Consider the following 26,241-nt stretch of genomic DNA (forward strand, 5'->3'; position numbering starts at 1 on the left):
CTGGACTTACAGCAAAATTCACTACCTCATGGTTGATGGCAGCCATAAAACGATTTGTGGAAACGCTACGAACAGCGCAATGATGATGAGATGCGCGAATACATGCGGCATGACACCCAGAAATATTTCCGACAACGGCCGGCCTGTGTATCGGGCAACAACGAAAGCGTTCAGCCCTATCGGCGGCGTCACCATGCCCACCTCTGCGGTCACAATCACAATGACGCCGAACCATACGGGATCAAAGCCCAGAGATAAAACGAGCGGGAGTACGATGGGCACCGTCAGAATCAAGATGGCGATTTGGTCCATCACGCAGCCGAGCACGATATAGCCGAACAAGATCATGGCCATGACCACCCAACGCGAAACATCAAGCTCGGACACCCATTGGATGATGTCTTGTGTGCTTTGCGTGAGCGTGAAAAAATAGCCAAAAATATGGGCGCCCAGAATGATCAGTACGATCATGCAGCTGGTGTGCGCGGCTCGAGTCAGCGCCGTATTGAGTGTTTTCAGGTTGACGGTACGCGCCTGGCAAGCCAGCAAAAACGCACCGAACGCGCCTATCCCCGAGGCCTCGGTGGGAGTCGCGACACCGGTATAGATCAAGCCTGTTACTGCCATGAACAAGAACAACATCGCGCCCACAACACGCAGCGACGACAGCTTTTCGCGAAGGCTGTATGCCTGTCCCTTGGGAGCCCGCGACGGATCAAGCTGAATCAGAAAGTACACCGTGGCCATAATGGTCAAAGTGACCAATAAGCCCGGAATCACTCCAGCCACCAGGAGTTGCCCGATGCTGACGTCAGCAATGATTCCGTATAACACGAGCGCAATACTAGGTGGCACCAACATGGCCAGCGTACCTGAAATAGCCACTACTCCGCAGGCAATCTTGGGCTCGTAACCCTGCTTGAGCATGGCAGGTATGGTCGTGGCCGACAAGGTAGCCGCCGAGGCAGTACTTGAGCCCGATATGGCACCAAACCCGGCACCAGCCAGGGCCGTTGCCATGCCCAGGCCGCCCGGCACCCGACCGACGCATGTCGCGGCTGCCTTGAACAGGTTGTCAGCAACACCGCTCAAGATGACGAATTCAGCCATCAACAAAAACATGGGGATAGTAATCAGTTCATAGGAGCTGGCTGCCGAAAACGGACTGGTTTCCAGTATGCCCAACACCATGCCTGTGCCACCCATTGCATACAAACCAGCAGCACCGGCTGCGGCCATGGCCAAGCCTACGGGTGTACCGATGGCCAGCAATACGGCCATAAAGATAACAATAGCGGTTGTCAGCATTATTTGGCCTCCCCTGCGCCGGTAACAGGCGGCAACTCAATGACTGACCGATTCCTCAACAGCGAAAGAAGGTGTCCAACAAAACGAAACACCATACGCAACAGCATCAGGCCGGCGCCTATGGGCACCGCTATATTCGATAGCCAGGTTGGCCAGGCAATAGCGCCTGCCACCACATCGTCGCCGATATAACTGATATAGGTGCGTTGTATGGACACATACACAATGGCTCCAAAAACCACGCTCGCGCAGGCATAACCAACCATCTCGGCCGCATGGCGCATGCGCGGCGACATGCAGTTCTGCAGCAAGTCGACAGATACATGAGCGTTATCCCTGAGTGCATCGGACAAGCTAAAGAAGAATAGGCCGACCATCAGGTACAGGGAAATCAGCTCGTATGACCACGGCAAAGGAGCATTAAAAAAGTACCGCAAGGTAACGTCAGTGACGACAATCATCATGATCAGAAACATCATGAGCGCGGCGATATTACTTAGGACACGCTCGCATGTAGTCAGTATGCGATCAGCTGTTTCTATAGAACTCACAAAGTCTCCTTATATCTTTATATTTATTTATCTTTTTTATTGATGGGCCTTAGTCAGCAGACTGAATGGCGCGTTGTGTCTTTAGCAGCGCCGCCACCAGTGCCTGCAAATTAGGCTTCATCCTGTATACAGGCCCCGCCATGGAAATGGAATAGAGCTCACCACTCAATGAAACCGTGACAGCCAGGCCGATCAGGTCACTGACGCTTTCGCTGATATTTGCATACCAGCCCCGCTTTCTGGATACAGCCAAATCAGCCAGCAGTGCTTTCGGCGTAGTCAGTGTCTTGGGTGTGTAACGTGTCAGCTCAAGTTGGGCAATAAACTCGTCAAGTTCAACCTCATCCATGGCACCTAAAAAAGCCTTGCCACCGGAACTGGCATGCAGCATCTTGAAGTCGCCAACTTGCGTGTTGTAGCGAATGCTGTTGGCAGAGTCATAGACATCAAGATATACGATATGGTCGGACTGACGTTTGCTGAAAACAATGGTCTCGCCCGAGGTATCGCGTAGTTTGGCGAGCTCGTCTTCGACGCGATCAAGCACCGGATCGCTGGCACTTATTTTGCTGGCTACATCAAGAATGCGTTTGGTTGGGTAAATACCCTTTTTCGCGGCCAGCATATATACATAGCCTCGATTCTCGAGCGTACGAACCAGCGCGAAACAACTGGAGACCGGGATTTGCAGGGCATTGGCCAGCTCGGATAGATTCAGAGGTTTTTGCGCAGCCGCAAATGCCTCGAATAAATCCAGCGTCCGGGCTGCTGTTTTCACATTGCTGCTGTCCGATTGTTTTTTCGTATGCATGAATATATTTTGCACCACATGAAAAATTATTGTCAATGAATAGCCGACTTATCTCGGATAAACCCTAGCACCCAAATGCTTCACGCTCCAATTGCTCGCGATGATCAGGATGAGCAATGGCGATCATGCGACGCATGCGTTCTTGCAACGGCTGACCCCTGAGCTGCGCAGCCCCCCACTCCGTAACGAAAATATCCGACTCGCTGCGTGGCGTGGTAACCACCCCATCGGCCAGCCGCGATACGATGCGGCTGATGCGGCCGTCGCGGGTGGACGAAGGCAAGGCAATGATGGAATGCCCATTCTTTGCCGCCTGTGCACCCCGCATGAAATCAGTTTGCCCGCCGATAGCACCGATATAGCGTCCGTTGAGAACTTCGGCATTGATTTGACCTGTCAGATCGACCTCTATGGCTGAGTTAATTGCTATGAAGTTGTTGATACTAGCCAGCACCGAATGAGCATGGGTATAAGTGCTAGGCTGAAAATTCAGACTGAAATTGGAGCGGGCAAACTCGTACAAGCGTTGCGTGCCCAGCAGTATCCCCACTGTCGTCACGCCACGGTCGATGGATTTTCGAGCATTGGTGACAGCACCCGCTTCGATCAGATCGACAACGCTATCGCCAAGCATCCCGGAATGTATGCCCAGGTCTCGCCGGTCTTGCAGCAAACCCATGATCGCGTCAGGCACTGCACCTATACCCATTTCAAGGACGGAGCCATCGTTTATGAACTCGGCGACATGCGCGGCAATACGCCGCTCGATATCGCCTATGGTTGGCAACGAGGCCGTGAGCAAAGGCCGATTGCTGTGCACGATCGCATCGAAGCGTATGTCTTCCACACCTGGACTGCCATGGGTCCAGGGCATCTGTTCGTTGATTTCTGCAATAACTACGCGTGCACGCCGCGCCGCACACAATAGGTAATCATGAGCGGTGCCCAGACTGGGTTTGCCGTCGGGTCCTGGCGGACTTACCTGCAGAAACAAGACATCGCAAGGTAAAGCGCCACTGTCCAGCATGAAAGGCAGTTGCGAATAATGGCATGGAATGACGTCCAGCATTCCTGCGTCCATCAGGCGTTGGTTCTGGCCGAGACCGCAATAGCTCAGCAAAGACAAAAAGTCAGCATGCTCCGCTTGCAGCGTGGTGGAGCTGGTCACTCCCAGGAATGCACGGCACGGCCCGATTTCGGCACGCTGACGCACCAGGGACTCAGTCAAGCGCAGAGGTTCGGCTGTTCCCTGGTTCCACCATATAGTGTCACCAGGCCTGATATACCGGCTCAGGTCGATAGACTCTTGCATCATCGTTCGTCAGGCACTGCATTCAGCCCGCGCAGGAAATTGTCTGTATGGTCGCCCAAGGACGGTGCAGCACTATGGACCTGCGGCTGCCCTTGCCCATTGACCGTGACTGGAAAGGGAACGAACTGCTCGTTATCGCACGACGCCACACGGCGACGCGCCTTGATATGAGGTGATTGCGCTGCTTCGGCGGGTGTCACGCAGATATCAAAAGGTACCTCGCTGCCCTCAAGCAAGCCACGCCACTCCTGGGACCCGCGCAGCTTAAGCAGCGCGCGCAATCGTCGTGTCAGTTCATCACCATGCTGGCGTCGCCCCACCAGCGTTGCAAACTTGTCGTCTGCCAACTCAGGCGCCTGCCTTTCAACCAGGCTGACGAATGCCTCCCAAAATCGGTCTTCCAGTAATCCCAGCGACACCATGCGGCCATCCCCCGTCTCAAAGTAATCATTACCGGGAAACAGGTGGGCAGTGGGATCAGCGTCTTCATCCAGGCCGTGGCGCAAGGCCGTGCAAAATAATGCTGATTCGAACAGGCTCAGGTCCAGCCTGGCGGCTTGCCCCGTCTGGTCGCGCTCGCGCATAGCGGCAAGTATGGCGGAGGCCGCCAGGCTGCCAGCAACGATATCAGCGATGGGGACACTGGACCGAGAGGGACGCGCACCCCAAGTACCAGGATACGCCAGCGCGCCGCTGGCCGCGAGATAATTGAGATCATGCCCCGGCTTGTCTCTCCAGGGGCCATCCTGCCCATAGCCGGACAATGAGCAATAGATCAGGCGCGGATTGATCGCAGTCAGTTGCTCGAACCCTATACCCAGGCGATCCGCCACACCAGGCCGGGAAGACTCGATAAACACATCGGCCCAGGCTGCAATGCGCCCAGCGTGCTCGCGGCCTGATTCGGTTTTCAAATCGAGAACAACGCTGCGTTTGTTCCGATTTACCGAGCGGAACAGGTCTGGCAGCAGTTCGCGAGCAGCATCGCCACCTGGCGGCTCGATCTTGACGACATCAGCCCCCAGATCAGCCAGCAATACCGTGGTTAACGGGCCTGGGAGCAAGACTGAAAAATCCGCTACTTTAATGCCGCTTAAGGGTCGCCAGGCTTTCATGTCTTGCATATTAATGTCCTTGCGGGACGGTATCAGGATGCTCAGAAATAATGCCTTGCGCGCGCAAATGGTCGATCTGCTCATCGGAATAGCCGACTTCCCGCAGCACTTCCGCGGTATGCTGGCCCGGCGCTGGCGCCGGACGCCCTGGTGCCGGCTGCGAATCAGACCAACTGCTGGGAACCCCCACCCTGCGCATGCGGCCTTCAGTGGGGTGATCTTCCCACTGAAACAGACCCACCTTCTGCAAATGTGGGTCTTCGAAAATAGATTCGAGCGTATGCAAGGGCATACAAGGAATATCAGCTTGCTCTAGCAAGGACAGCCACTCACCCGTCGTACGCTCAAGAAATATTTGAGCAAGCATCTGCTGCAAGTCGTTGATGTGACGATTGCGGGTATTCAGATTGACAAAGCGAGCGTCGTTGCTGAATTCTTCAAGACGCCCTATGGCTTTGTAAAATGCCGCCCATTGCTTGTTGTTGTAGATCACAGCGCAGACGAAACCGTCTTTTGTTTTGTAAGGGCGCCGCTCTGGAGCCAGCAAGCGGGCGTATCCGGGCGGCCCCAACGGAGGGTCGAAGGTCGCGCCGGAAATATGGTCGCTGAGCAAATGGCTGACCATGGTTTCAAACATGGGTATGTCGATGCGCTGGCCTCGTCCTGTTTTTTCGCGATGGTACAGAGCCGCGCACAAGGACGACACAGCGAATAGGCCCACGGTGCGGTCAACAATATTTGAAGGTACATACCGGGGAACGTCAGAACCTGCCATTTTGATCAGCGATGGCAAGCCGATAGCGCCCTGGATAAGATCGTCGAACGCTGGCTTGGCTGCGTAGGGGCCGTTCTGCCCAAAGCCAAATGTACCTACATAAAGAATTTTAGGGTTGACGGCGGCAACTGTCTCGTAGCTCAAGCCAAGCCTTTCCATGGATTGTGGACGAATGTTATAGAGCAGAACATCAGCCTCTTCGACCAGGCGCAGCAAGGCTGCACGCCCTTCTGGCTGCTTGACGTCCAGCGTAATGGCACGCTTGCTTCGATTGATATGCAAGTACAGAGCGCCCATATGATCGTGCTGCATAGGCCCCAGATCACGCACCAGATCACCGTGCGGAGACTCGACCTTGATGACGTCGGCACCCATGTCTCCGAGCATTTGGGACGCATATGGCCCCATTAACACTGTCGTCATGTCAATAACGCGCACGCCTTCCAATGGGCCACTCACATTAGTCTCCTTTTTATATATATATAAATCTTTTCATTGTTGTGTAAAGAATAGCAAACCTTGTCGCTACCAGCAAGAAACTATTTCTTGCGCTTCGTGCTGGCTTCTGCACGGATGGCTGCGGCGTCCTGATCGAGGCTTGGCGCCGCCCAGCGGATACTGCCGGGCGTACGCGAAAAGCGGGTAGGCACGCCAGGCATTCTTATCGGCCCTTCGGTGGGATGCTCGTGCACCTTGAAGAAACCCGTCGCCTTCAGGTGCTCGTCCTCGAGCAAGTCTTTCAGGGCAGCCACTGGGGCCGTAGGAATATCGGCAGATTGCAGTAGTTCGACCCACTCCGCCGTACTGCGTGTGGCCACGATGGAAGCCAGCACTTCATACAATTCCCCAATGTTTTCGCCACGTTGCGCCGGATCCATGAATCGCTCTTCTTGTGCGTACTGCGGATACCCCGAGAGTTCGAAGAACCGCCGCCATTGTTCTGTGGTGTAAGGCAGCACACCGATGTAGCCATCCTGCGTCCGATATGGTCTACGAAACGGAGAAAGCACGCGCTCATAACCCATGGGCATGTCTTGTCCCGCGAATGTCGCACCCGCCATATGCTCAAGCAAGGTGAAGGACACCATGGTTTCAAACATCGGCACTTCTATAGCTTGGCCCAGACCCGATTTTTCACGTTCGTACAAAGCCATGCTGATGGCGTAGACGGCTGTCAGGCCGGTAGTCTTGTCAGCCATTACGGTGTTGACGTAAGCAGGCTCACGGCCCTCACCGTGGCCTTGTATACCTGCCACTCCGCTCATGGCCTGAACAATGTCGTCAAAAGCGGGCCTGCCTGCATAAGGCCCCTCTTCTGAGAACCCATAGACACCGCAATAAATAAGACGAGGATTCTCCGCTTGCAGAGCTTCGTAAGACAGGCCCAGACGATGCATGGACTGAACGCGGATGTTGGACACCAATACGTCGGCGTCACGCAGCAAGTTTCTGAGCACCTCCAGGTCATCCTGTGCTTTCAGATTAAGCACAATGCTGCGTTTATTGCGATTGACCTGCATATAGAATGCGCCCATGCCCGGGTGGAGGCTGGGTGCCCCGTGCCGAACCACATCACCAGCCTCCGACTCCACCTTGATGACATCCGCACCCATATCGGCCAGGATCTGCGTCGCGTAGGGCCCCATGCCCACCGAGCTCAGATCAATGATTTTTACTCCTGCCAGCGGTCCTGCCATCACGTCCTCCTGGTGAATTGGAAATCAGGCAAGCCCTGCTTTTTCTGCCGCGGAAAGAATCTTTTTAGCTAGGCGCAAATGAGGCATATCGAGCATTTTTCCATCTAGGGTAGCGACGCCGACCTCGGTATTTTGCTCGAAGGCAGCCGCCACATTCCGGGCCCATTGAACAGTTCGCTCGTCTGGCGTCATACCTTGATTGATCACCGGCACCTGTCCAGGATGAATGGCTGCCTTGGCCGAGAAGCCATCACGATAAGCCTTGCGCGTTTCCCGCAGCAAAGCTTCTGGATTATTGATCTCGGTAGGCACGGTATCGATAGCCGCTACGCCAGCCGCCGCTGCTGCAAACAGACACAAGGAACGAACCAGCGCAAAGGGCGCCGTCCATTCTTCGGGAGCCTCTTCCTGTTTGCTGGCCAGCGCACCAATATCGCCGGACAAATCCTCGGCACCCCACATCATGCCGGCCAGACGGGAGGTGGCGCCCCGGTATTCGTGCAGCCCCGCCAGGGAATCAGCGGTTTCGGTGACGATGGCAATGATTGAGGTCGGTGGCACATCGGGACCGGCCGGATGTAATTGCTCGAAAACATCGAGATAAGAGCCCAGCAAATTCAAATCGGCCGCACCACTACACTTGGGCAGCACAATGCCAGCCGGCCTGTATGGCATGACCGCTGCCAGATCCGCCAGTGTCATGCCGGTGGTGAGGGCATTGACCCGTACCAGCAACTGGGGGGCGGGCCCATCCGACTGCTGCGCCTGAGCCAGAAAATCGGCCAGAATCTTGCGCCCTTCTTCTTTGCGGGCCAGCGAGACAGCGTCTTCAAGATCAAAAATAAGTGCATCCGCAGCAGTATCCAGCGATTTTTGCAGTTTGCGCTGGCTATCAGCCGGAACAAAAAGATATGAACGCATTAAATAAAGTCTCCGTTCCTTATATTATTTATAGGTGTAAAACCGTAATTTAGTTTCACAAGTGTGTATAAGTTTTTATCAGCATGCAAAGAATACCAAGGAGATCCGGAATCAGCAAGATACATATCGCTGATCTTGACCCGCATAAAACGTCATGAAACAATGACGTCATCGAGAAAGTGAACAATATGGCTAAAGACAAAACAGACGGCTCGGCAGCAAGCAATAGCGACAAAAAAAACACTTCACTACGACTTGAAAAAAAGACGTTAAAGGCACTGAAAATTCGCGCTATTCAAGAGGACACAAGCGTACAAAAGATCATCGAAACGCTTGTACAGGAATATATAAACACCCCTTTAAAGAAGCCTCGATGACTACATCTCCCATTGACTGTTACCAATTACCGGTCGCGTCAATCAGCGACTTGATCAATCAGCCTGTTGGCAAACTCAAGCCGCTACTCGCACTTGAAAGCGATATCGCGCCTTATACCGCGTTCGATTGTTTTGATCATCCCCTGCGCCATTCTGGCCGCCTGCTGCTTAAAACCCAAGACACACTCGAGCTCTTCAGCGAAAGCAGCCGCCCACTGTCACAGCCGACCGACCACGAAATCTGCTTTGTCTCCGGTTTGGCCAAGGGCCCTATCAAACAGGCATTGTCAAACCTGTCGTCCTTGCGCCGTTTATTACCCCTGGGCACAGGTCAAAGGCAACATGCTGTACTAACGCTTACCGACGACGAAGAAAAAACACATTGCCGGGCATATTTGTTGTTCATCACAGCCGAGAACGGCCGCGCCACGGCATTGGCTGTGCTGCAGGGGCTCAAGGGCTACAACGTATCGCTCGACGCCCTGCGCGAACGCATCATTGACCTGGGCGGCATGCTTGTCACCGGCAATACCTTGTACGAATCGCTGTTCCCTTTGCAGTCCATCTACGATGCAAAGCCCGAAATCGCCATTTCTGGTGATACCCGCGCCTTTGATGCCGCAAACCAGATCATCAGCACTCATATACCCATCGCCCGCGCCAACGAGCATGGCATCATTGCCGATCACGATACCGAGTTCCTCCACGACTATCGCATACAACTGCGCAAGATCCGCTCTGTAATCAGTCTGTTCCAGGGCATTTACACCGATGCGCAAACGGCTGAGCTAAAAGCCCGGTTCTCGGCCATCATGGCACCCACAGGCCGCTTGCGCGACCTCGACGTCTACCTGCTCGAAAAACAGGCCTATTACGACTTGCTGCCAAAAAACCTGCATAACGGCCTGAGCGCCTTTTACGGCATGCTGGCCAGCCAGAGACAGACCGAGCAAGCCAAACTGGCATCCTATTTATGCAGCCAGCCCTACCTGCAGGAAATGAAGAAGCTTGCCGCGTTATATGTCCAGCCCCAAACCTTGGCGAAGGGGCCCAACGCCACGCTGGCGGCACACGACTATGCCAGCCGGCTCATCTGGAAACGCTATCGCAAAGTATGCAAAATCGCGGCGGGCATTGATGACACCACACCCGATGCCGACGTTCATGCCTTGCGCATACAGTGCAAGAAACTACGCTATCTCATGGAATTTTTCGGAACAATATTCCCTCCGGCCGATTTCAAGAGCCTGCTCAAATCACTGAAGGGCCTGCAAGACAATCTCGGACGCTTCAACGACTATTCAGTCCAGCAAGCAAGCCTGCACGCCGCATTACCGACCCTGCGCGAAAACCAGGGTGATGACCATCTTGAGGTCGCTCAAAGCATAGGCGCGCTGATCGCCGTGCTACATACCCGCCAACTCAAAGAGCGGGCCAAAATCGTGAAGAACTTCATGCGATTCAATAGTCCCGAAACACAGCAAACATTTCGCAAACTCTTTCAAGAAAGAAAGGCTTGAGCCCCATGAAGATCATTGCCTGCTATTCGAACAAAGGCGGTGTCGGCAAAACGGCCACTTCCGTCAATCTGGCCTACGCCATGGCTGCATCCGGACACAAAACGCTCTTATGTGATCTCGACCCGCAGGGCGCGTCGGGGTTTTATTTTCGTGTAAAACCTTCCAAAAGACTGACGAACACTGCGTTTTTCAAGGACGCTGGAAAGTTCGCCGATGCCATTCGCGGCAGCGACTACGATAATCTGGATATTCTGCCCGCCAACATGAGCTTCCGTGATTTCGATGTCTTTCTTTCGCAGATGCACCATAGCCATAATCGACTGCAGAAATCGTTAAAGTCGGTCAAAGAAGACTACGACGTCATCGTGCTCGACTGCCCGCCCACCATCTCGACCTTGTCCGAAAATGTCTTTCGATCCGCCAACGCCATTGTTGTACCGGTGATTCCCACCACACTTTCAGAGCGTACCTTCGAGCAGCTGCTAGCCTTCTTCAAAGAGAGCAAGCTTCCTGTCCAGAAATTGCACGGCTTTTTCTCCATGGTTCAGGGAGTAAAGACGCTCCACATTGAAACCATGGAAGCCATGGGCGACAAGTTCCGCAAACGTTTCCTGCATACCCATATTCCGTTCGCTTCCGACATTGAGCGCATGGGTGTATACCGGGCGCCGGTCCTGGCCACAGCTCCCAATAGCCCCGCCGGCATGGCGTATTACGAGCTCTCAAAAGAGATCATGAAGAAAATCAACTGACCGGCCCGGATCGTATTCTGGTTGGCTAGAGGGTCTTGCTAAGTATGGTCAGCTCGGTCGCCGCCTCTTGAAGCGCCGGCAGGATTTTTTCCTTCATATCATCGATAGACATTCGCTGGGCGTGAACCCCTACGCTCATAGCCGACATGGGTCGACCGTCTCGGCCCATGATGGGAAGTGCAATAGACCGGACACCCGCCTCAAGTTCCTGATCAATGACAGCAAAACCTTGCGCTCGAATCTGTTCAAGCTCTTGTGCAAGGGCAGTTGCATCCGTGAGCGAATGCGGCGTGTACTGTATGTACTTAGCGCGGGCCATGTACTGCTCTTGCTCATGGTAGGGTAAAGAGGCTATTAGTACACGCCCCATCGAGGTATAAATAGCGGGAAGTCTGCTACCCACATCCAGATGCATGGCCATCAAACGCTTGGTTTGTGCGCGGGCAATATAGAGTATTTCATCACCATCAAGAACCGATACGGAACTTGATTCGTCCAAGGGACCGCTTAAACGATTCAAAATGGGGCCCGCCGCCTGACTTAGCGACGACGAAGCAAAATAGCCGTGTCCCAAAAGCAGCACCCTGGGCCGCAAGTTAAATGCCCCTCCGTCCACGCTGGCAACAAAACCCATTTTATCGAGCGTGTATAGGCAGCGTCGCACCGCGGCACGAGGTATGCCAGTTTTTTGGCTGATCTGTGAAACGGTCATGTTTGGGCGCTCGGCTGAAAATGCCCGAATTACGACAAGGCCGCGTGCCAAAGACATCATGAAGTTAGGGTCACCCGCCAGGGCAGCAATTTCCTCAACTGAATTCACTTGATTTTCTTTATTTTGCTTAATAATAATGTCCGATTATCGCACAGAATTTCGATAATCGACATTGACCGAGCTTTGGCCCATAGGTAGGATGAGCTGTCCACGATCAATTAGGCAAACGACAGCATCATGCAAGAAAAGGTCATCATCACCTGTGCTATTACCGGCAATCTCACCACACCCGAACAGCACCCCGGACTTCCGGTCACACCAAAACAAATTGCGGATTCGGCTCTAGAGGCATCGAAAGAAGGTGCTTCGGTTGCACACATTCATGTGCGTGATCCCAAAACGGGCAAGCCTTCCATGGAAACCGGGTATTACCGGGAAGTCATGGACCGGATTCGCCAGAGCAATCCTGATATGGTGATTAACCTGACAACTGGCCCAGGCGGACGCTTCGTGCCCAGTGAAGAAGATCCGAAGGTCGCCGGCCCTGGAACAACACTACTGCGTCCTGAATTACGCGTAGAACATATTGCTGAGCTGCGCCCAGAGATATGTACGCTGGATCTGAATACGATGAATTCAGCCGGACAAGTCGTGATCAACACGCCGGCCAACGTGCGCAAGATGGCACGCATCATTAAACAGGCTGGCGTTAAACCCGAACTTGAAATCTTTGATTCTGGTGATCTGCGATTGGCATGCGACTTGATACGTGAAGGCGAGCTTGATGGTCCGGGACTCTTCAGTTTTGTACTGGGCGTCAACTATGGCTTTGCGGCCAATCCAGAAACCATGGCCTATGCACGCAGCATGCTGCCCACTGGCGCCACATGGTCGGCATTTGGCATAGGCCGGCACGAGTTCCCGATGGTCGCTCAGGCTTATCTCTACGGCGGCCATGTGCGGGTCGGCTTTGAAGACAATATCTATATGGCCAAAGGTGTCCTGGCTGAAAGCAATGCACAGCTTGTTGGGCGGGCGCGTTGCATTATCGAGTCAATTGGAGGCGATGTTGCCTCGGCAAGCCAGGCTCGAAAAATACTTGGCTTGCCATCCTGACGCTGTGCACCGCAGTTTTTCTATTCAATACAAATTCCGGAGACAACATGAAAATATCCCGTACCCTCCCCTTCAAAGCATTGCTGCTTGCCAGCACTATCGTCGGCTCATCAGCAAGTGCTGCAGCAACTGACTACCCTTCCAAGCCTATTCAGATGATTGTGCCTTTCTCTGCCGGAGGCACCAGCGATTTCCTGGCACGAACAGTTGCTGAAAAGCTTGGTGCCTCCCTTGATACCACCGTGGTCGTCGATAACCGCCCAGGAGCAGGTGGCAACATTGGCTCGGCGATGGTCGCCCGCGCCAAACCAGACGGTTATACCCTGCTGCTTGGCACTGTAGGCACGCACGCAATCAATCAAAGTGTGTACAAAGAAATGTCTTTCGATGCGGTCAAAGACTTCGCACCAATATCGCTCGTTGCCGCAGTGCCCAACATCTTGGTCGCCAATCCTGCCTTACAAGCCAATTCCGTCCAGGAGCTCATTGCCTTGGCAAAACAAAAACCTGGTCAAATCACCTTTGCGTCGTCAGGCAACGGCAGCTCTATCCATTTGTCGGGTGAGATGTTCAAAAGCTTGACTGGTGTAGACATGCTGCATGTGCCATACAAAGGCAGTGGGCCCGCCGTCATTGATCTGCTGGGCGGTCAAGTCGACATCATGTTCGACAATATGCCATCAGCATTGCCCCACGTACAGGCCGGAAAATTAAAGGCTTTTGCCGTAACAACAGGCGAACGCTCTGAAGCGGCCCCGGAACTGCCGACTATTGCCGAAGAAGGCGTCAAAGGTTATGAAGCCACTGCCTGGTTCGGCATCCTGGCTCCTGCAGGTACGCCTACAGATATTGTCGCAAAACTCAACGCCGAGATAGTCAAGATCCTGGATATGCCCGATGTAAAAAAACGCTTGGCCGGACAAGGCGCAAAAGCTGTTAGTAACAGCCCCGAAGAATTTGCAAGCTATATCAAGGCAGAGCTTAAAAAATGGGAGAATGTTGTCAAGTCTTCCGGCTTTCAGCCGATCTAATTAAACCGACCCCCTCTATTCAAAGAATGTAGGGGGGTGCAAATAACATACAAGGATGTTTGTGAGTCAAGAACGTGTTTTGATCACCGGCGGTGCCAGCGGCATTGGCGCCGCCATCGCCGCGCGCTGTCGCCAGGATGGATATCAACCCGTCATCATCGACCGTATCGGAGACGGAATTCAGGCAGACCTATCTGATTCCAAAGAAACAGCGCATGCGTTAGAGCAAGCCCTTGAAGACGGACCAATTACGCGGCTGGTCAATAATGTAGGCATAGTGGTGCCCGCCCATGCCGAAAACCAAACCCTGGACGAACTACAACTAGCTTGGTCTCTTAACGTGCGCTGTGCTGTGCAGTGCATGCAAGCACTGCTCCCGGGGATGAAAGCAGCCGAATTTGGCCGTATCGTCAATATGTCTTCGCGCGCGGCGCTGGGCAAGGAACTACGCAGCGCCTACTCTGCGTCAAAAGCAGGCCTACTTGGCATGACCCGTGTATGGGCACTAGAGCTGGGTCTCCATGGCATCACTGCTAACGCCATAGGGCCAGGTCCCATCCGCACAGAATTATTCGACAAGGCAAACCCACCGGGCGACCCGAGAACAGAAAGAATCATCAAGTCTGTCCCAGTTAAGCGGGTCGGCACCCCTGATGATATTGCACAAGCGGCATCATTTCTTATGGATGAACGCAGTGGTTTCACCACCGGCCAGGTTTTATACGTATGCGGCGGCATGACTGTGGGTGTGGCATCCGTTTAATACTCCCGTCCCTACCGCCTATTGATCCACCTCACCCGCTGCACATTGAAGGTTTGAGGTTGCTGTCGCTTGAACCTTTTGCTTACTGCGATACGTTCTTGAGCAAGCCCAGCTCAATGGCCACAGCGGTAGGCAGGTTGTATTTGCCCGGAAGGCGCTTGTGCTTGAACCAGCCATAGCTCGAATGTTCCCGGTTCAATCGTGGTGCAAGCTGTTTATCGACTTTCAGCAGGTAGTAATACAGTTCGCGGTCGCCGACTCTTTTGCTTTTCTTGAGGCCTGCCACCCTGCCCAGCTTATTCAAATGCTTCGGCTTGATACGCCAGCCTGCTTCTTCGGCCAGTTCGCGCAGCAAGGCGCTTGATGGCTCTTCGTCGCATTCGACACGGCCACCAAAAAGATTCCAGGTCCCGCTATTATTAACGGCACTGGAACGCTTGCCAAGCAAAAACCTGCCGGTAGCGGGGCAATAAATGACTGCCCAGGCTCCGCGCTTGGGCGGAGTATGTTTTGAACGTTCCTTTGGCATATGTCTATAAATGATCAAGCCCATGACAGTATGACGGGCTTGCGCAAAGAATTTTATATCAGTTGCAAGACAAGATATAAAAAAAGAGTGTCAAGCTTATGACAAAAATGTGTTGTGCCCACAACATCTGCCCATTCCACCGCCCGCGATGTATGCTATGAATTCCTTCAACCACAACGATGCAATATGAACAACACTGCAAAAAGAGCAATGACGGTCATGGTAGCCAGCATGCTGACACTGATTTTGCTCGGCTGCCAAAAAGAAGGTCCTGCCGAAAAGGCAGGCAAGGAAATCGACAAGGCTATCAGTAGCGCGGGCGATCAAATTCAGGCCGCAGGCGACAAGATCCAGTCGACGGCCAAATAATCACGCATGAGCCAGGGCACGGCGCCACCCGTTTTGAATGGGATATCTTCGTGCTTGCCGGACGGCCTAGCCTTCGATCAAGACGGCCGGCTATGGATACAGACTGATGGCAAATATAGCAATAGCGTGAGTATGAAGGCCAGGGCAACAAGCAGATGCTGTGCGCAGACCCCAGGGCTCCACTAGCGAGAGTGTCTTTTCAAAAAAAATTCCCTACAGCGACATGCACCCTTGGGCCATGCCTGGCAGTGCACCCCCATGAAGTCAATCATGCCTTTCAAGCCATATGGCCTATCCTGAATATGGCTTGAATTGCATATGCATTAGGTTGTATATGTCTTTGAAAGCATATATCATCTTATCTTTGGTTCTGATGCCAACATTTTTGCATCAGTACCACCAACGCAAAGGACTCACCATGCCCAAGAAGCCCAATAAGGCGAAGACGGCACCTGCTGGCAATAAACCCAAGCAAAAACTCGTGAATGGCATAAATATCCAAATCAACGCCACCAAGGTGGCGACGCTTAAAGAATTGCGTAAAGCCACGCAGCATACTCAGGACGACCTGGCTATTGCGCTGGGTGTGGGCCAAGGCACGATCTCGCGCATTGAAAAGCGCGATGACATGCTGGTTTCCACTTTGCAGCATTACATAGAAAGCGTGGGCGGCACCATGCAGATTCTGGCTACCTTCCCGAACAACCACGCACTGATCATCGAACAGCTCAGCAAGAGGGCTGCCGCACAACTCAATCAATCCAATGTGAAACCTCCGGACTCAAACAGCCTGCCGGCCACTTAGGCTCCAAGCAACAATGCATACCCTCCCAACACCCTACTATCTCATCGACAAGCCAGCGCTGCAACGCAATCTGGACACCATAAACTACATACGCAAACACTCCGGTGCGAAAGTTCTGCTCGCACTCAAGTGCTTTGCCACCTGGTCGGTCTTTGACCTGATGCGCCAGCATATGGACGGAACAACATCATCGTCCTTATATGAAGTCAAGCTGGGTTACCAGAAGTTCGGCGGCGAAACCCACGCTTATAGCGTTGCCTTTGCTGACCACGAAATTGATGAAGTCGTGGCCAACTGCGACAAGATCATTTTCAACTCGATCAATCAGCTGAAGCGATACGCCTCAAAAGCCCAGGGCAAGCCCATGGGCCTGCGCCTTAATCCTGGCATCAGTTGTGCAGGCTTCGACCTGGCTGATCCCGCCCGCACGTACAGCCGACTGGGCGAAGGCGATCCGGCACGGATTCTGGCTGTGGCCGACCAGCTTGACGGCGTCATGATTCACAACAACTGCGAAAACGATGACCTGCCCCGGTTCGACGCGTTGCTGACCCAGATCGAACATACATACGGCGATATTCTCAGGCGTCTTAAATGGGTCAGCCTGGGCGGAGGCATCAGCTTCACTGCGAAAGATTACCCGGTAGATGCCTTTTGCCAACGTCTGCAGCGCTTTGCGCAAGAATACGATGTACAGGTTTACCTCGAGCCGGGCGAGGCCGCAGTACGCCACAGCACAACGCTTGAAGTCAGTGTGCTCGATGTCGGGTTCAACGGCAAGCACCTTGCGGTGGTAGACAGCTCCACCGAGGCTCATATGCTCGACCTACTGATTTACCGCGAGACCGCCCCGTTGGGCGACGGCACGGGTGAGCATGAATACATGGTCTGCGGCAAGACCTGCCTGGCCGGAGATATCTTCGGCGAAGGCCGTTTCGCCGCCCCGTTGCAGATCGGCGACCGCATCTCCATCGGCGATGCGGCCGGTTACACCATGGTCAAGAAAAACTGGTTCAACGGCGTGCACATGCCGTCGATTGCAGTCAAAGAAGCCGATGGTTCCGTGCGCGTAGTGCGCGAATTTTCCTTTGACGACTACGTCAACAGTCTGTCCTGACAGCACTGCTCTTATTTCAACAATTAGGGGATTATCCACAATGAAACGCAATGTTCTAATTATTGGCGCCGGCGGTGTGGCTCACGTGGCCGCCCACAAATGTGCCCAGAACAATATCTTGCTGGGCGATATTCATATTGCGTCGCGCACCCTTGAAAAATGTCAGGCCATTATCAAATCCATCAAAGAAAAAGACAGCCAGCGTAGTGCAGGCCGACTGCAGGCGCATGAACTGGATGCCCTGGACATCGAAGCCACCAAGGCGCTGATCCGTTCGACCAACAGTCAGATCGTGATCAATGTGGGCTCGCCCTTTCTTAACATGGCGGTCATGAGCGCCTGCATCGAAACCGGCGCAGCCTACCTCGACACCGCCATTCACGAAGATCCCGCCAAAGTGTGCGAAGCACCACCCTGGTATGGTAACTACGAATGGCAGCGGCGCGACGATTGCAGGAAGGCTGGCGTGACCGCTATCCTGGGGGTCGGTTTTGATCCGGGCGTCGTCAACGCCTACGGACGCTATGCCATCGACACCTATTTCGATCAAGTCGAATCCATCGACATCATCGACATCAACGCCGGCAGCCACGGTCGCTACTTCGCCACCAATTTCGATCCTGAAATCAATTTCCGCGAGTTCACTTCCACGGTATGGTCATGGGAACGGGGCAAATGGAAGGCCAACGCCATGTTCGAGCATCGCCATGAATGGGATATGCCCGTAGTCGGCAAAAACACCACCTACCTCACGGGCCACGACGAACTGCACTCCATGTCGAAAAACCTCGATGTGCCCAATATTCGTTTCTGGATGGGCTTTGGCGAACACTACATCAATGTTTTCACGGTACTCAAGAACCTGGGCTTGCTGTCCGAACAGCCCGTACGCACCGCCGAGGGACTTGAGGTTGTACCACTCAAGGTGGTCAAGGCCATTCTGCCCGACCCTGCCTCGCTAGCACCCAACTACACAGGCAAGACCTGCATAGGCGACCTGGTCAAAGGCAAAAAGAACGGTAAGCCGCAAGAAGTGCTCATCTACAATATTTGCGATCACAAGGAAAGCTTTCAAGAAGTAGGCAGCCAGGCCATTTCGTACACTGCCGGCGTGCCGGTAGTGGCGGCCGCCATGTTGATTGCGGACGGCGTCTGGGATGTTGGCCATATGGCCAACGTAGAAGAACTGGATCCAAAACCCTTTATAGATCTGATGAATCGCATGGGGCTGGTAACCCGGGTTCGCGATGCACAAGGCGACCGCATCCTGCATCCGCAACGTGAGTCGGCCGTTGCAGTGAATGTCAAGAAACGCAGCGCACAAGTGGCGGTCAGTCACTATACGCACGGTGAACGCAGCGCACCGGAAAGCCATCCTTATGTTAAAACAGCGCTGAACGAAAAAGCGGCCATCAGTACTCGCAATCTCACCTGACCACCTAGCAACTCGGGCGCCTGGCGCCCGAGTCTCAAGAAGCACGCATTAATCATGGAACATCGCTACACCCGCACTGCAATATTTCTCCACTGGCTTGTAGCGGCGGGCCTGATAGGCACCTTCACTGTAGGTTTCTTCATGCAGGACCTGCCGCTATCCCCCACTAAGTTGAAGGTATATTCGTGGCATAAATGGGCAGGAGTCACCTTGTTGCTACTGGTGGCGACGCGCTTGTGCTGGCGCCTGACCCACGCGGCACCACCATTACCGACAAACATGTCACCCACCGCGCGGTTTACCGCCCACGCAGCGCACTGGCTACTCTATGCACTAATGCTGGCCATTCCATTAAGCGGCTGGACCATGAGCTCGGCGGTCGGATTTCCGGTGGTATGGTTTGGCGTGATCCAGCTACCCGACCTGGTGCCCAAAGACAAAGCCTTGGGCGCAGCATTGAAACAGGCTCATCAGGTACTGAACTACACCTTGCTGGTTATGGTTATTGCGCATTTGGCAGCCGCCCTGAAGCATCATTTCATAGACCGCGATACCGTGCTGTCGCGCATGTTGCCTTATCGCAAAAAATAGCAATCAGGCACCATTCAATTGCGGGCACATGGCCGCGCCAGGCCCAGATGTCCACGCAAGGTTTCTGTTTGGTAATCTTTGCGGAATAGCCCCCGCTTTTGTAGCACAGGCACCACCTGCTCAACAAAATCATCGATGCCACCTGGCAACGTGGGGGGCATAAGATTGAAACCGTCAGCGCCCTCATTCAGGAACCAGCGTTCCATTTCGTCGGCAATCTGCTCTGGCGTACCGACCATGGTGCAATGGCCTCCCCCTGCAGCAAGGCGCCCCAATAGCTGGCGCACAGTAGGTTTTTCGGTATTGATAATACGTAATACGGTAGCGTAACGACCTTTGGGGCCCTTGAACGCCTCAAGGGCAGGCAGGGACGGTACCGGCGCATCCAGCTCCCAGCCGGTGCAATCACATCCCACGTACATACCCAATTGGCGCAAGGCATCTTGCGCCGGCAGCAACTCATCGAGTTCCCGTTGTCTGGCACGAGCCTCGGCCTGGGTTGAACCCACATAAGTCACCAGCCCCGGCATGATAGGCACGAAGTCATGCCGGCCCGCTGCCTTTACGCGCCGCTTGATATCGCGATAGTACTCCTGTGCCGCCGCCAGATCGTATGCCACAGCATAGATAGCTTCCGCCCGGCGCGCCGCAAGATCCCTGCCCTGTTCCGATGCACCGGCCTGGAACAACACTGGGTGGCCCTGTGGAGGCCGCGGTACGGTGAGGGGTCCATCAATCCGAAAATGCTCGCCCTTGTGATCTATGGAATGTATCGACTCTGGCTTCACATAAGCGCCTTGCCGATCCATTTGCGGAGCGCCATCTTGCCATGAGTCCCACAAGCTCAGCGCCACATCCACGAACTCCTCTGCCCGAGCGTAGCGCCAGTCATGCCCCGGCATGGTATCGAAACCATGGTTGCGCGCCTCGGTATCGAACATGGAAGTCACCACATTCCAGCCCATGCGACCGTTAGAGATATGATCCAGCGAAGCCACCATACGTGCGGCGTGAAAAGGCGTGTAGAAGGTACTGGACACCGTGCTGATCAAGCCTATGTGCCGTGTCGCCCGGCTGATGGCGGACAGCATGGTCAAGGGCTCCAGAAACCAGCGTGGCCCGTCTGTCAGGTTGTCGGTTGAATGCCCATCGGCAAAAAAAATGGCGTCTAGTTTGCCACGCTCGGCAATTTGCGCCAACTGCTCGTAATAGGCAATATCGCCCAGGCTTTCAACGGCCGAGCCTGGATGGCGCCACGCGGCCCGGTGGTGCCCACAGCCAAAAATGAACAGATTGATGTGCATCATGCGTTTGCTCATGTCCGTACCCTAATTCTTGACCAGGCCACCATCCACCACCAGGTTCTGTCCGGTAACCGAACGAGACCAGGGCGAAGCAAAGAAGAGGGTCGCATCCGCAAACTCGGCTGGTGTTGTAACACGGCGCAGCGGTGTACTTGAGGCAATCAGGTCGAACACGGCCTCTGGCGTGGCCGCCGATGCATCCGTGGTACGTAGCAAACCACCCGAGACCATATTGACGGTAATGCCGTCGGGACCGAGGTCATGCGACAAGGTACGAGTCAATGACAACAAGGCGGCCTTTGCCGCCGTATAGTCATGGTATGGGACAACAGGATTCTGGAACAGGTTCGTGCCCACATTGATGATGCGTCCAAAACCTGCCGAGCGCATGCCTGGCAAGGCGGCTTGCGTGGTATTCAAGGCACCACGGACCACCCCTTCGAACTGCTGATGCAAATGACTCCAGGCCAGCACATCGGCATGTGGCCGTGCATCACCGTTGAAAGAAAAAGCAGGCAAGGCATTGTTGACAATAGTGGTGACTGGTGCAGCAAAATGCCGGCAAGCTTGCTCCAGCATGGCCTGCACGGCACCGGCATCCGTAACGTCCGCCTGCAGGGCGATGGCTCGGTTTTCGTTGTCGGCAGCCAACGCGCGCGCGCTGTCGGCGCTCGTCAGGTAATTCACCACAACACGAGCACCTTCAGCCAAGAAGGCGCGCGCAATATGCTGGCCCAGGCCTCGACCTGCGCCGGTCACCAGCACGATTTGCTTATGAATGGGAAGTGCTGCGAAGTGCTGACTCATGGCATACCTTTGCAAAAATGACGAAGGTATGCGCGGCAGTGCTGCCGCTGGCCTCAAGGCCGACATCCCTTCGCCAGTGCTAACTGTTTCAGGTTCGACGGGTGTTGATCTCAGCCGACCTTTTCAGGCCCGGCACCCCGTGTCGTTGCGCCATCATAACGCAAAGTCCAGGATTGACAAGTACGCCATCACACATTAATCTTGCCGGCAGTTCCTGGGGGAGCCCTGTATGGGCTGAGATTCCGCATTTGCTTGCGGTAACCCTTCGAACCTGATCCGGGTAATGCCGGCGAAGGGAAGGAAGCTCAACACATCAACACCCTCTCTTTCCCGTCATTTCACGGCTGGCTTCATCGAAACCGATAGAGCCTGATTCGTTTGTCCCGGTATTCCGGGCTCCTAGGGAAAAAATGCTTACCAGCTCTTCCGCCATACTCTGGCTGCTATTGTTTTCCGCAGGCTTTGCCATTTCCGGCATCTTGTATTCCCGCCATGAACGCAGCAGCCTTGAAGACTATGTCGTGGCGCGCAACAGTCAAAGCACCGTAGCAACCATATTGACATTATTAGCCACCTCGCTGGGTGCGTGGATTCTATTTGCCCCGGCCCAAGCTGCCACCTGGGGAGGCCTGGCCGCCATCATAGGCTACGGCCTGGGTGCCGCTTCACCGCGGTGGCTGATGATCCCCCTGGGCAGACGCATGCGCGAGCTGATTCCTCAAGGCCATACGCTGACGGAGTTCGTGATCATGCGTTATGGCAAGTCCATGTACGGACTCGTGTTGCTCATCATGATGTTCTATATGTTCATCACCTTAACGGCCGAAATCACTGCCGTCGCCAAGCTGATACAACTGCTGGCACCCGTGCCTTTATGGGTGACCGCCGCCATCGTGATGGGTGCTACCCTGCTCTACACTTCCTATGGTGGCCTGCGTGCATCCATCTTTACCGACAAGGTGCAAATGGCCGTCATCGTACCCTTGCTTCTGGTGCTGATGGCACTGGGTTGGCAAGCCACAGGCGGCCTGGCACCGATAGTTGAAGGGCTGCACGATAAGGCACCTCAGTTGCTTAGCCTGAGCGACCCGATCGGGATCAAGGCAGGCTTTACTTTCTTTGTGGCAATTTTGCTGACCGGCCTGTTTCATCAGGGCAACTGGCAGCGCGTTTATTCCGCACGAGATACACACACGATGCGGCGCGGTTTCCTGCTCGGCGGACTGTTCGCCGGTCCATTCATTTTTCTCATGGGCCTATTCGGCCTGGCCTTTGTCGGACTGGGACACGCCGGCGATAGCTCGGTTGCCCTGTTCAGCGTTTTACTGGGGCACATTCCCACCTGGTTTGCCATTGCTCTGATTCCCCTTGGTCTTGCCCTGGTGATGAGCACGGCCGACACCACCATCAGTGCGATCTCCAGCCTGATCGCCGTAGACGTCCGACGCATGACTCCCACAATCAAAAAGGGAAAACTGATGGCGCTCTCGCGCTGGCTGATCTTTCTACTGGCCATACCAGTCATGATCGTGTCAGCTCAGGGATACAGTGTGCTGTATTTGTTTTTGCTGGCTGATCTGTTCTGCTCGGCTGCCGCCTTCCCTGTTTTCTTTGGTTTGTTCAACAGGCGCTATAACGGTAGCATGGCTTTCATCAGTACCTTATGCGGACTAATTACCGGGATCCTGCTGTTTCCAGCGCCCGGCGAAAAACCCGTATACCTGCTCGAGTCGTTCCTGTTGGCAGCACTGGTGCCAGCCGCGATGTCGTTCCTGCTGCTGCGCCTCAGTGCCAGCCGGACACATTTTGATTTTTCCACCCTGAATGCAACCATACGCAGTCTGGATGACTGAATCCTGGAGCCTCGGCACGTATTGGCGCGCTTTCACGATTTTTTAGCTGCAACGGTCGTAAAAAAACCCACCGACCACATAAAGGTCGGTGGGTAAAACAACCTGATTTCTCAATCAGGTTGGACTGGGCTGGTCGTCATCAGCACACCTTGCTCATTTATGCAGCTTATGCTGCCTGAACAGGAATTTTTACGGTAACCGTTTTATTACTTTAAATACCTACAAAATCCGGCATCTGTAACAGAAATACCAGGGTCTGCCATGGCCGCCAGTCATGACTGCAACATCCACTTATCAAATCAGTCAGCTATGTAACAGCTGCGGATACCTGTCTCGCTTATCGCAGTACAGAAACCGCTGAAAAGCCCTTACATTCAACCTTGCTGACAATGTGGTTCCACCTGGAATCCAGCTAAGCGCTACCTATAATCGCGTCACGATTCTTCAACTCTTTTCAAGGATACGATCGTGTCTAGTCCATCTTCCATCCCCATGTTTGCTGATGCTGTTTATCCATTCGACGCGCGTGGTGTCGCCAAGCGCTTCCGGCACGCAGCTATCTTTGGCGCATTGTCTGCGCTGCAGCCGGGCGAAACCATGCGCTTTTGCAATGATCACGACCCACTACCCTTGCTGCAACAATTACAAGGACACTTCGGTGATCAGATAAAAATTGCTTACATCGCTCGAAACCCTGGAGAGATCGTGATCGATTTCACGATCGTAGGATAGGCAGGCGTCAAACGATGTTTTTCATGTGCCGTGCACGCAGCAACAAGCATGGCGCATATTGTTTTCCCTCGTCGATTTAGCACACATCAAGCTAATGACAAATTCATGGCTCAAAAGCTTGACCATACTATATATAGTAAATATTCTTCGTTTCAACACAATATGTAGTGAAACGGAGTTTATATGGCACATATCGACGTTGCGTCATCAATCAACGAGTACCTCAGCAAGGCGGACTGGCGCGTTAATGCTAATGCCAATCAGGGATATTCTCTGGGCGGCCTGATCCTGAATGTTTCGGGTAAGGTCATTGCCAATTATTGGCTAGACGAAGTGTATCCAGAAGAAGTTGGAAAGGCTCACCGTAATGCCGACCTCCATATTCACGACCTCGACATGCTGTCAGGCTATTGCGCCGGCTGGTCGCTGCGCACACTACTCAATGAAGGCCTAAATGGCATTCCGGGAAAGGTCGAGTCTTCGCCACCCAAGCACATGTCCAGCGCGGTCGGGCAAATCGTAAATTTTCTTGGTACTTTGCAGAATGAATGGGCGGGTGCGCAAGCCTTCAGCTCATTCGACACCTACATGGCGCCATTTGTACGTAACGACGCGCTCAGCTACGCAGAAGTCAAACAGTACATCCAGGAGCTGATCTACAACCTGAATGTACCTTCACGCTGGGGAACACAAACCCCCTTTACCAACCTCACCTTCGACTGGGTTTGCCCCGAAGACCTGTGTGGACAAGTGCCACTTATCGGCGGCCAGGAAATGCCTTTTACTTATGGCGACCTGCAAGCTGAAATGGACATGATCAATCGCGCCTACATCGAGGTAATGATGACCGGCGACGCGAAGGGGCGTGTATTCACCTTCCCGATTCCCACTTACAACATCACCGAGGATTTCGACTGGCATAGCCCGAACGCCGAGCTGCTGTTCGAGATGACGGCACGATATGGCCTGCCCTATTTTCAGAACTTCATCAACTCCGAACTCAAGCCCAATATGATCCGTTCAATGTGCTGCCGCTTGCAACTCGATTTGCGCGAACTGCTCAAGCGCGGCAACGGCCTATTCGGTTCGGCAGAGCAAACCGGGTCGCTTGGCGTGGTAACAATCAACTGCGCTCGATTAGGTTATTTATATGCCGGCGATGAGGCCGCGTTGTTCAAACACCTGGACGAGCTTCTGGATCTGGGCAAGACCAGCCTGGAGCTGAAACGCAAGATCATCCAAAGGCTGATGGACGATGGCCTGTTCCCCTATACCCGTCGCTATCTGGGTACGCTGCGCAATCACTTCTCGACACTGGGCGTGAATGGCATCAACGAGATGTTGCGCAACTTCACCGGGGGCGAACATGACATCACCTCGCCACAGGGCCATGACTTGGCCATTCGGCTGCTGGACCATATACGTACCCGCATGCTGGCCTTCCAGGAAGAAACCGGCCATATGTACAACCTGGAAGCCACGCCGGCCGAAGGTACTACCTACCGCTTCGCCAAAGAAGACCGCAAGCGTTACTCTGACATCCTGCAAGCGGGCACAGCTGAAATGCCCTACTACACCAACTCATCTCAGCTGCCGGTAGGATTTACCGACGATCCATTCGAAGCACTCGAGCGCCAGGACGAATTGCAGCGTAAATATACCGGCGGCACCGTCCTGCATCTGTATATGACCGAGCCGCTATCCAGCGCACAAGCCTGCCGCACCTTGGTGCAAAGAGCGCTGGGGCGTTTTCATTTGCCCTATATCACCGTCACGCCTACTTTTTCGATTTGCCCGGTACATGGCTACCTGGGTGGTAGCCATCAGTTCTGCCCCACTTGCGACGAAGAGCTCATCGCACAAAAGCAGCACGAAGCCGCTCACACCCAGGCTTGCGTAGCCTGACATACCAACGCCTTTCATCCGCCTCTCTCTACC

General features: G+C 54.0%; 26 protein-coding genes and 2 riboswitches. Of the genes, 14 read left to right on the plus strand and 12 right to left on the minus strand.

The genetic code is table 11. The annotated features are described in order from the left end of the window. Positions 1 to 21: 21 nt before the first annotated feature. The 8 genes from ERD84_RS12150 to ERD84_RS12185 form a co-directional block, all read right to left on the minus strand. Positions 22 to 1,308 (minus strand): TRAP transporter large permease, encoded by a 1,287-nt coding sequence (locus ERD84_RS12150; protein WP_130039862.1) that lies wholly within the window; start codon positions 1,306 to 1,308, stop codon positions 22 to 24. Next, positions 1,308 to 1,859, minus strand: coding sequence for a TRAP transporter small permease (locus tag ERD84_RS12155; RefSeq protein WP_130039863.1), 552 nt, complete (start codon positions 1,857 to 1,859; stop codon positions 1,308 to 1,310). The genes ERD84_RS12150 and ERD84_RS12155 overlap by 1 nt, the downstream gene beginning before the upstream one ends. Before the next feature lie 49 nt (positions 1,860 to 1,908). After that, complete coding sequence (locus ERD84_RS12160) at positions 1,909 to 2,670, minus strand: IclR family transcriptional regulator (RefSeq protein WP_218948049.1); 762 nt, start codon at positions 2,668 to 2,670, stop codon at positions 1,909 to 1,911. Between the two features lie 64 nt (positions 2,671 to 2,734). Then, entirely contained in the window at positions 2,735 to 3,985 is a 1,251-nt protein-coding gene (locus ERD84_RS12165; RefSeq protein WP_130039864.1) for an acetyl-CoA hydrolase/transferase family protein, read from the minus strand. Next, the gene (locus ERD84_RS12170) at positions 3,982 to 5,106 is read right to left on the minus strand and encodes a CaiB/BaiF CoA transferase family protein (RefSeq protein ID WP_167667404.1); all 1,125 of its coding nucleotides are present in this window, start codon (positions 5,104 to 5,106) and stop codon (positions 3,982 to 3,984) included. The genes ERD84_RS12165 and ERD84_RS12170 overlap by 4 nt, the downstream gene beginning before the upstream one ends. A 1-nt stretch (position 5,107) precedes the next feature. After that, positions 5,108 to 6,331, minus strand: a complete 1,224-nt coding sequence (locus tag ERD84_RS12175) for a CaiB/BaiF CoA transferase family protein (RefSeq protein ID WP_130039866.1) — start codon at positions 6,329 to 6,331, stop codon at positions 5,108 to 5,110. Between the two features lie 80 nt (positions 6,332 to 6,411). Continuing rightward, positions 6,412 to 7,569 carry a CaiB/BaiF CoA transferase family protein gene (locus tag ERD84_RS12180; RefSeq protein WP_130039867.1) on the minus strand — a complete coding sequence of 386 codons (1,158 nt, stop codon included), beginning with the start codon at positions 7,567 to 7,569 and terminating at the stop codon, positions 6,412 to 6,414. Between the two features lie 24 nt (positions 7,570 to 7,593). Then, on the minus strand, positions 7,594 to 8,490 hold the full coding sequence (locus ERD84_RS12185; RefSeq protein WP_130039868.1) for an HpcH/HpaI aldolase/citrate lyase family protein: 897 nt from the start codon (positions 8,488 to 8,490) through the stop codon (positions 7,594 to 7,596). A 188-nt stretch (positions 8,491 to 8,678) separates the two neighbouring features. On the opposite strand from ERD84_RS12185, the gene ERD84_RS12190 reads away from it, so the two are divergent. From ERD84_RS12190 to ERD84_RS12200, 3 genes are read left to right on the plus strand one after another with little or no spacing between them, the layout of a single operon-like run. Next, entirely contained in the window at positions 8,679 to 8,867 is a 189-nt protein-coding gene (locus ERD84_RS12190) for a hypothetical protein (protein ID WP_130039869.1), read from the plus strand. Then, entirely contained in the window at positions 8,864 to 10,387 is a 1,524-nt protein-coding gene (locus tag ERD84_RS12195) for a CHAD domain-containing protein (protein ID WP_130039870.1), read from the plus strand. The genes ERD84_RS12190 and ERD84_RS12195 overlap by 4 nt, the downstream gene beginning before the upstream one ends. 5 nt (positions 10,388 to 10,392) lie before the next feature. Then, complete coding sequence (locus ERD84_RS12200; RefSeq protein ID WP_130039871.1) at positions 10,393 to 11,139, plus strand: ParA family protein; 747 nt, start codon at positions 10,393 to 10,395, stop codon at positions 11,137 to 11,139. Positions 11,140 to 11,164: 25 nt separating this feature from the next. On the opposite strand, the gene ERD84_RS12205 is transcribed toward ERD84_RS12200, so the two are convergent. Further along, positions 11,165 to 11,959: an IclR family transcriptional regulator domain-containing protein gene (locus ERD84_RS12205; protein WP_209019827.1), complete on the minus strand. Its 795-nt coding sequence runs from the start codon at positions 11,957 to 11,959 to the stop codon at positions 11,165 to 11,167. Between the two features lie 126 nt (positions 11,960 to 12,085). Here ERD84_RS12205 and ERD84_RS12210 point away from each other — a divergent pair, with 126 nt between their 5' ends. From ERD84_RS12210 to ERD84_RS12220, 3 genes are read left to right on the plus strand one after another with little or no spacing between them, the layout of a single operon-like run. Continuing rightward, on the plus strand, positions 12,086 to 12,967 hold the full coding sequence (locus tag ERD84_RS12210; protein WP_371743187.1) for a beta-keto acid cleavage family enzyme: 882 nt from the start codon (positions 12,086 to 12,088) through the stop codon (positions 12,965 to 12,967). A 47-nt stretch (positions 12,968 to 13,014) separates the two neighbouring features. After that, complete coding sequence (locus ERD84_RS12215) at positions 13,015 to 13,998, plus strand: Bug family tripartite tricarboxylate transporter substrate binding protein (protein WP_130039873.1); 984 nt, start codon at positions 13,015 to 13,017, stop codon at positions 13,996 to 13,998. A gap of 55 nt (positions 13,999 to 14,053) precedes the next feature. After that, on the plus strand, positions 14,054 to 14,761 hold the full coding sequence (locus tag ERD84_RS12220; RefSeq protein WP_130039874.1) for an SDR family oxidoreductase: 708 nt from the start codon (positions 14,054 to 14,056) through the stop codon (positions 14,759 to 14,761). 82 nt (positions 14,762 to 14,843) lie between these two features. Here the strand turns inward: ERD84_RS12220 and ERD84_RS12225 are convergent, their stop codons facing one another. Further along, a complete protein-coding gene (locus ERD84_RS12225; protein WP_167667406.1) occupies positions 14,844 to 15,290 on the minus strand; it encodes an NUDIX hydrolase in 447 nt (148 codons plus the stop codon). 186 nt (positions 15,291 to 15,476) lie between these two features. On the opposite strand from ERD84_RS12225, the gene ERD84_RS12230 reads away from it, so the two are divergent. The 5 genes from ERD84_RS12230 (at position 15,477) to ERD84_RS12255 (ending at position 19,607) form a co-directional block, all read left to right on the plus strand. Beyond that, positions 15,477 to 15,659, plus strand: a complete 183-nt coding sequence (locus ERD84_RS12230; RefSeq protein ID WP_130039876.1) for a hypothetical protein — start codon at positions 15,477 to 15,479, stop codon at positions 15,657 to 15,659. Positions 15,660 to 16,077: 418 nt separating this feature from the next. Further along, the gene (locus ERD84_RS12240; protein ID WP_130039877.1) at positions 16,078 to 16,464 is read left to right on the plus strand and encodes a helix-turn-helix domain-containing protein; all 387 of its coding nucleotides are present in this window, start codon (positions 16,078 to 16,080) and stop codon (positions 16,462 to 16,464) included. Positions 16,465 to 16,477: 13 nt separating this feature from the next. Continuing rightward, on the plus strand, positions 16,478 to 17,581 hold the full coding sequence (locus ERD84_RS12245) for a carboxynorspermidine decarboxylase (RefSeq protein ID WP_130039878.1): 1,104 nt from the start codon (positions 16,478 to 16,480) through the stop codon (positions 17,579 to 17,581). A 40-nt stretch (positions 17,582 to 17,621) separates the two neighbouring features. After that, complete coding sequence (locus tag ERD84_RS12250) at positions 17,622 to 19,016, plus strand: saccharopine dehydrogenase family protein (RefSeq protein ID WP_130039879.1); 1,395 nt, start codon at positions 17,622 to 17,624, stop codon at positions 19,014 to 19,016. Positions 19,017 to 19,070: 54 nt separating this feature from the next. Then, entirely contained in the window at positions 19,071 to 19,607 is a 537-nt protein-coding gene (locus ERD84_RS12255; RefSeq protein ID WP_130039880.1) for a cytochrome b, read from the plus strand. 14 nt (positions 19,608 to 19,621) lie between these two features. Here the strand turns inward: ERD84_RS12255 and ERD84_RS12260 are convergent, their stop codons facing one another. Together ERD84_RS12260 and ERD84_RS12265 are read right to left on the minus strand one after the other, a co-directional pair. Then, on the minus strand, positions 19,622 to 20,914 hold the full coding sequence (locus tag ERD84_RS12260) for an LLM class flavin-dependent oxidoreductase (protein ID WP_180001946.1): 1,293 nt from the start codon (positions 20,912 to 20,914) through the stop codon (positions 19,622 to 19,624). Between the two features lie 21 nt (positions 20,915 to 20,935). Continuing rightward, on the minus strand, positions 20,936 to 21,718 hold the full coding sequence (locus ERD84_RS12265; protein WP_130039882.1) for a 3-oxoacyl-ACP reductase: 783 nt from the start codon (positions 21,716 to 21,718) through the stop codon (positions 20,936 to 20,938). A gap of 48 nt (positions 21,719 to 21,766) precedes the next feature. Next, a riboswitch (TPP riboswitch) is annotated at positions 21,767 to 21,868 on the minus strand. A 56-nt stretch (positions 21,869 to 21,924) separates the two neighbouring features. After that, positions 21,925 to 22,033: riboswitch (TPP riboswitch) on the plus strand. Between the two features lie 95 nt (positions 22,034 to 22,128). On the opposite strand from ERD84_RS12265, the gene ERD84_RS12270 reads away from it, so the two are divergent. The 3 genes from ERD84_RS12270 (at position 22,129) to ERD84_RS12280 (ending at position 26,208) form a co-directional block, all read left to right on the plus strand. Continuing rightward, positions 22,129 to 23,571: a sodium:solute symporter family protein gene (locus ERD84_RS12270; RefSeq protein ID WP_130039883.1), complete on the plus strand. Its 1,443-nt coding sequence runs from the start codon at positions 22,129 to 22,131 to the stop codon at positions 23,569 to 23,571. A gap of 468 nt (positions 23,572 to 24,039) precedes the next feature. Further along, complete coding sequence (locus ERD84_RS12275) at positions 24,040 to 24,303, plus strand: DUF2249 domain-containing protein (RefSeq protein ID WP_371743186.1); 264 nt, start codon at positions 24,040 to 24,042, stop codon at positions 24,301 to 24,303. A gap of 183 nt (positions 24,304 to 24,486) precedes the next feature. Then, positions 24,487 to 26,208 carry a ribonucleoside triphosphate reductase gene (locus ERD84_RS12280; protein WP_130039884.1) on the plus strand — a complete coding sequence of 574 codons (1,722 nt, stop codon included), beginning with the start codon at positions 24,487 to 24,489 and terminating at the stop codon, positions 26,206 to 26,208. Positions 26,209 to 26,241 lie beyond the last annotated feature (33 nt).

The organism is Pollutimonas harenae (assembly GCF_004153685.1).
Taxonomy (GTDB): domain Bacteria; phylum Pseudomonadota; class Gammaproteobacteria; order Burkholderiales; family Burkholderiaceae_B; genus Pusillimonas_C; species Pusillimonas_C harenae.